4 protein-coding genes are annotated in these 6,271 nt (G+C 65.3%); 3 read left to right on the top strand and 1 reads right to left on the bottom strand.

From position 1 onward, the window contains the following. The 3 genes from M3461_23130 to M3461_23140 form a co-directional block, all read left to right on the top strand. Positions 1–1,097, top strand: a 1,097-nt coding sequence (locus M3461_23130) for a DUF3141 domain-containing protein (protein MDQ3777034.1), incomplete at its 5' end; no start/stop codon positions are given. 70 nt (positions 1,098–1,167) lie between these two features. Continuing rightward, a complete protein-coding gene (locus tag M3461_23135; GenBank protein ID MDQ3777035.1) occupies positions 1,168–2,841 on the top strand; it encodes an NAD-dependent malic enzyme in 1,674 nt (557 codons plus the stop codon). Positions 2,842–2,886: 45 nt separating this feature from the next. Further along, positions 2,887–5,196 carry a patatin-like phospholipase domain-containing protein gene (locus tag M3461_23140; protein MDQ3777036.1) on the top strand — a complete coding sequence of 770 codons (2,310 nt, stop codon included), beginning with the start codon at positions 2,887–2,889 and terminating at the stop codon, positions 5,194–5,196. 509 nt (positions 5,197–5,705) lie between these two features. On the opposite strand, the gene M3461_23145 is transcribed toward M3461_23140, so the two are convergent. After that, entirely contained in the window at positions 5,706–6,152 is a 447-nt protein-coding gene (locus tag M3461_23145; protein ID MDQ3777037.1) for a chalcone isomerase family protein, read from the bottom strand. Positions 6,153–6,271 lie beyond the last annotated feature (119 nt).

Here is a 6,271-nt window from a genome sequence, read left to right on the forward strand (position 1 = left end):
AAAAAGAGCATTCGCAGATCGTCTCGGTGATGAAGTCGATCGAGGCGCTTCCGCCCGGCCTGTACGGGATGGAGATCGAGGAGAGGAAAGGGCCGGAGGGGGTCACCTACGAGGTCCACTTCGTGGAGCGCCGGCTCGAAGAGGTCGTCATGCGTCTGAACCGCTTCGAGCGTGTCGACGAAAGGGCCTTCGAGGCGGTCGAGGGCGTCTCCGATTTCAACCAGCGCGCCTATGAGCTATTCGCGCGGCCCATCGTCCAGGCGCTGACGAACGAGCTTGGCGCCACGCTCGGACGCCATTTCCATCCCCTGAGGGTCCAGCGCTGGGCAATATCCCATCTGAACCCGTGGTTCGCGTGGCTCGAGCCGGCCGCCGCGGCCGCCAAAGCCGGGCGGCGCGCCCTCGATAAAGACCATCCCCTGCGCAGGGCCGAGAACGCGCTTTCAGAGGTTCTGTCCGCGTCCCTCGACTACGGGCGCGACGTGCGTGACGCGGTAAGCGAGGCCGCATTCTTCCAGACCTACGGCAGCCTGTTCGCGCTCCAGCACGCCGACCCGATGGGGGTACAGGACCGGGCGGGCGCAGGCCGGACCGATCCCCGCACCTTGCCCGTCGTACAACAGGCGCTCGAGTCGATCGCAGAGGGCGGATATCCGCAGGCCGTGGCGCGAGCCGGGGCCTTGCTGAGCCGCGGCCAGGCGGCGATCCCGCTCGCGCAGATCGAGCTCCGGGCCGGGCTCATGGAGGACTACGCCGCGCTCTTACCCAAGCTGTCTCAGGAGGAACGCCGCCGCATCCGCGGCCAGCAGGAGGTCATTGTCGCGTTCGAGCCGGAACGGGCCCTGGAGGCGCTGCCCGCGCTCCTCCACGATCCGGCCGACCGCGTGCGGCTATTGGCGCTCCTCGAGCGCCTGGCCACCGACCCTCGCGTATGGAAGGACCGGCCGGCCCCGGAGCAGCTCGCGATGCTGGAACGCATCCGGACGATCCTCGGTGCCGGGGAACCAAGAGCCCCGCCGGCCCAGAGCGGAGCCACTCACGGTACCGCAACGGCCCGGCGCGCCACCAGGCGAAGAATAGCGAAGGGCACGCGCTGACCGACGTCCCGGAAAATGTCAGAGCCGGCGCGACTCACAGGGTTGCACGACGCCAAGAGAGAGGTTACACATGCCTGCCAGATCCATTCGCGCCAACGAGGCCGCCAACTACCCGAGCGGAGTCGGCCTCTTGTCCGACCCCGGCCTGAACAAGGGCACTGCCTTTACCGAGGCCGAACGCGAGGCGTTCGGCCTGCGCGGTCTGTTACCACCCCGTGCCATCACTCAGATCGAGCAGGTGATGCGGGTGCTGGGGAACCTACGGCACAAGACCAACGACATCGAAAAGTATATCTTCCTGATGGGCCTGCAGGACCGCAATGAAACCCTGTTCTATCGGCTGGTGATGGACCACCCCGACGAGATGATGCCGATCATCTATATCCCGACGGTCGGGCAGGCCTGCCAGGAATACGGGCACATCTTCCGCCGTCCACGCGGGCTTTTCGTCTCCGCAGAAGACCGGGGACGGGTGGCCGACGTGCTCCGCAACTGGCCGAAGAGGGAGGTGCGCATGATCGTGGTGACCGATGGCGAGCGCGTCCTCGGCCTGGGCGACCTCGGCGCCAACGGCATGGGGATCCCGGTCGGAAAGCTGGCGCTCTACGTCGCTTGCGCCGGCGTGCACCCGGCCTGGTGCTTGCCCGTCACATTGGATGTCGGGACAGAGAACGCGGCCCTCCTTGCGGACCCCTTGTACCTCGGTCTGGCCCAGCGCCGGCTGCGTGGAGCGGCCTACGATGAGCTGGTGGACGAATTCATCATGGGGGCGCAGGAGGTCTTCCCGAAGGCCGTGGTCCAATTCGAGGACTTCGGGAACGCCAACGCGTTTCGTCTCTTGCACCGCTATCGCGACCGGGTGTGCTGCTTCGACGACGACATCCAGGGCACGGCCGCGATGGCGCTGGCCGGCATCTATTCGGCCTTGCGGGTGACGGGCGGCCGGCTCCGCGATCAAACCTTCCTGTTCCTCGGTGCGGGCGAGGCCGGTCTCGGGATCGGTGATCTGATCGTAACCGCGTTGATCGCGGAGGGCATGCCCGAGGCGGACGCACGGCGACGCTGCTGGTTCGTGGATTCGAGGGGCCTGATCGTCGAGGGCCGCACCGATCTGGTCCTGCACAAGAGACCCTACGCCCACGAGGGCGAGCTGGCACCCGACGTGCTGGCCGCCGTCGAACGGCTCAAGCCCAACGCGATCATCGGCGTCTCGGGGACTGCGGGCGCTTTCACCCGGCCGGTGGTCGAGGCGATGGCGCGCGTCAACGAGCGCCCGATCATCTTCGCGCTGTCCAACCCGACGTCGAAGTCGGAGTGTACGGCGGAGGAGGCGTACACGTGGTCGAACGGGCGCGCACTGTTCGCGAGCGGCAGTCCGTTCGCACCGGTCCTCCTGAACGGCCGCACCTATGTCCCGGGCCAGGGCAACAACGCCTACATCTTCCCCGCCATCGGACTCGGCGTGATCGCCGCGGAGGCCAAGCGTATCACCGACGAGATGTTCTTCGTCGCGGCCAAGGCCCTGGCGAACCAGGTGACGCCGGCCGATCTCGATCTCGGCCGCCTCTACCCCCCGTTCACGCGCATCCGCACCGTATCGACCGCCATCGCGACGGCGGTGGCCGAGCTGGCCTACGAGCGCGGCCTCGCACAACACCCACGACCCGCCGATCTCTCCGCGTTCGTGAGATCACTGATGTACGAGCCTGTGTATCGCAGCTACGTGGAGTGGAGCGCCGGATAGAGGCCCGCCGGGCGCGGACACACCGCGGTGTCGAGGTGGGGAACAATGCCAATTTCGCACACAACGACTGATGCCACGATAGAACGGCCCGAGGCGTTCGAACTCCTCCGTCGCCTGGAACTACTCCGCTCTCTCGACGACACCACCCTAGAGGCCTTGGTGGAAGGCGTCGAGCCGGTCCAACTGCAGGAAGGGCAGGTGCTCATCCGGCAGGGCGCGCGGGACGACACCTTGTACGCCGTGGCGTCGGGGACTCTGCGGGCGGTCACCGTGGCCCCGAGCGGCGAGGAGAAGGTCATCGAGCGGTACGGGCCGGGAGGGGTGCTGGGCGACATCCAGCTGGTGCTCGGCGGGGCGTGGACGACGACCGTCGAGGCAGAATCCCCCTGCCTGCTTTACCGGCTCAGGCGTGCGGTGCTCGATGCGCTCTCGGACCGGGAGGGCGAGCTACTGGAGCCGCTGGTATGGATCATCCGGAGCCGCCTAGGGCGCGCGCAGCTGGCCGAGGTGCTCCCGGCCTTCTTTGGCCCGCTCGGCCCGGGCGAGATCGAGAACCTGGAGGAGCAGGCGCAGCGGGTGACGGTGCGGCGAGGCGAGGCCTTGTTCCGCCAGGGCGATCCCGCGGACGGCTGGTACATCGTCATGAGCGGCCGGCTGCAGGTCCTGCGCCGGGACGAGCTCGGCGACCTCAAGACCCTGGGCGAGATCGGCTGTGGCGAGAGCGTGGGGGAGTTGTCGTTGCTCAGCGGCGAGCCTCGCGTCGCCACGCCCTATGCCCTGCGGGACACCGAGCTCGTTCGCTTTTCCTCGGAGAGCTTCCACGCGCTCATCGATCGCTACCCCCAGGCGCTCAAGACACTCACGCGGACGCTCATTCAGAAGAGCATCGTCGCGCCCCACGCCTCAGGCCAGAGGCGGGCGAGCACGCGCTACTTCACCATCGTCCCTACAGGCCCGAGCGCACTGGCGGCCGCGTTTGCGCGGGCGCTTCGGGAGGAGCTCGCGAGGTTCGGGCCGACGCTCTATCTCGACGCGCAGGAGCTTTCCACCCTCCGTGTCATGCACGACGTGGCGCGTCTGCCGGAGGGCCACCCGCAGTGGCTCCGGTTCAGCTCCTGGATGGAGGAGGAGGGCCCGCGCCACGCCTACGTCGTCATCGAGACCGACACCACGCTCACCCCCTGGACGCGGCGCGCGGTCCGGCTCGCCGATCACATCGTCCTGGTCGCGGACGCGACGGCGACCCCAGAGCGCGGACCCATCGAGGTAGGGCTCTTGGCCGCCCACGACCACGACCGGGTGCGCGCCCGCCACTCGCTGGTCCTGGTTCACCCACAAGCCACCCGGCTCCCGAGCGGGACGCAAGCGTGGCTGTCCCGCCGGCAACTCGACAGCTACCACCACGTGCGCCTCGGCGATCCGGGTGATCTCGCCCGCCTCGCCAGTATCCTCGCCGGGCGCGCCGTCGGGCTTGCGCTCGGCGGTGGAGGCGCACGCGGTTACGCTCACATCGGTGTCGTCGCCGCCCTGCGCGAGCTCAGCATCCCCATCGACATGGTCGGCGGCACGAGCATGGGCGCCGTCATCGCGGCGCAGGTGGCCCTCGGCCTCTCCCGAGAGGAGCTGATCGATCTCAACCTGCGGTTTATGAGCCGCAAGCCGTTCGCCCAGTACACCATTCCGATGCTCGCCCTACTCAATGCCAGACGCCTCCAGGAAGGGATGCAGATGGCGGTCGGCGAGACTCGGATCGAGGACCTCTGGATCAACTGCTTCGCGATATCCGTCAACCTCACGACCACCGAGATGGTCGTGCACGACCGCGGCCCGGTCTGGGAGGCCGTGCGCGCCAGCGTCTCGCTTCCGGGGATCCTGCCGCCCTTCGTTCGGGGCAGCCACCTACTCGTCGATGGCGGCGTCATCAACAACCTGCCGGGCGACGTCATGCGGCAGCGCGGCGGGGGATCCGTCATCACCGTCAACGTCAGCGCGGCCAATGACCTCCGCTTTCCGCCTTCCGGCATCCCGTCCGAGTGGCGGATCTTCTGGAACAAGCTGCTCCCCTTTGCGCGGCCCGTCCTGGTCCCGGGTCTCGCGGCCATCGTGATGCGGACACTGTTGCTCGCGAGCGCGCAGCGTACCGCCCTCGCGGAGCGCGACGCCGATCTCGTGCTCAAGCCGCCCCTGGACGGTTACGGCCTGCTGGAGTTCAAGAAGATCCACGCCATCGCGGAGGTCGGCTACCGCTACACGCTAGAGGCCGCCTCCCGGTGGAGCGGGCCGCGGGGCGTGGCTAACGCGCTGTCAGGCGTGTTGCGCGGCGAGGGCGGCCCAGGCTACTCAGTACCACGGTGATAGCCAGGAGTTGCTTCGTTACGAACCACTACACTAGACGCGTATCTTAGGTCTCCACCAACCCAACGTCGAAAACGACCCACCCCTTGATCCCGTCAGGAGCAGCGTACTTCCAGCACCGTCCCAGGCGCGGTTTCCTCGATCACATGGAAACCAACGTCAAGAGCGCCTTTGGCGCCTAGCGGGCAATAGCGCATCGGCTTATCGTTGCGCATCAGTCCAGATAGATCATCTCGGGCGAGGAATTGCCCGCGCGGAAATAAAATGGCCGTACCCGCTTGTCGGGGGGAACTACGTACGCGACCCTTGGGATCAAACGAGACCGGATTCTCGAGCCCGCGTCCCTCGAACCGATAGACGCCTTGCAAAAACTTGGGTGTGTCTAGTAGCATGGATCTCCTCCTAATTGAGGTATCTCTTATTAGTCTGGAACTTTGTTATCTCATCGGCGTTTGTTACAACTCGACTCGGTGCATACAACCTGATCGCCTATTCCACCTTGCGAGATCTTAAATTCCTAACAGGGCCCGTTTCAAATCCGAATCGACCGGCTCCTCCCCCAGCCAAACCTCCAGCAAGGCACGATTAAAATCGGCTCCCGGCACCTTTCCTTTTTCTGTACCGTTGATTCTAACGGTGGTGCCATCGTCGGGAATATAATCCAGCGTAATCACATCCCCCTTATGTACCGTTTGGAAAAGCTTGTTAAACTGCTCGATCCGTGGCCCAAGTGTTTTCATGGACTCTTCGCTCTGATTTTTCTTAAACCCTTCATTCCAAGCATCGACCAATTTTTCCTGACTCACCTCGTCGTGCAAAAAATGCAATGCGACTCGTTTGGGGCCGGGGAGTGCGAGTATATCCGAAACCGATCGGGAGGGTTTTGAGAGATAAAGCGCACCGACATACACCTCGACAAAAAATTTCGAGCGAACGCCCGCTCCGTTAAAGGGCACCTCTAAAAATTGTCTTTGTCACGGCGAATTGTGGTTTACAGCGAGTCATGGCTAAGGGATAATGTGCAGGTAGCGAGACACTGAAGAGCGGAGTCGATGACGATGCATGGCCAGCCTGG

This window comes from Pseudomonadota bacterium (assembly GCA_030860485.1).
In the GTDB taxonomy this organism is placed as follows: Bacteria; Pseudomonadota; Gammaproteobacteria; order JACCXJ01; family JACCXJ01; genus JACCXJ01.